Genomic DNA, 266 nt, shown 5'->3' with positions numbered 1-266 from the left:
CGATTGGCTGAGGGTCGTCGTGCCGAAGGCCGGCATGGTCGAGACCATCAGCGAAGGCAGGATGTTGATCGACGCCGCGCGAAGCGGTGCGCACGGGGCCGATGCAGTCGTCGTCGATTACGACGGTTACGGGCCGGCTCGCGCCGCGTTGTCTCTGGTCGAGCGCGATCTCGGCGGCGATGCGGTACGAGCGATCGCGTCGCGGCTCGCGCTGAACGACGCGCTGGTTACGGCGGAGCATGACGACGCGCGCCACGGTGCGCCCG

At 69.5% G+C, this 266-nt stretch carries 1 pseudogene; it reads left to right on the top strand.

Going from position 1 to position 266, the window contains the following annotated elements:
• Positions 1 to 34: 34 nt before the first annotated feature.
• Positions 35 to 266: pseudogene (locus SB816_RS32220) on the top strand (AraC family transcriptional regulator); the annotation flags it as partial.

The organism is Achromobacter sp. SIMBA_011, assembly GCF_046535435.1.
GTDB classification, from domain to species: domain Bacteria; phylum Pseudomonadota; class Gammaproteobacteria; order Burkholderiales; family Burkholderiaceae_B; genus Achromobacter; species Achromobacter dolens.
The sequence above is the reverse complement of the archived record's forward strand: the minus strand, read 5'-3'. Positions and strand labels throughout refer to the sequence as shown.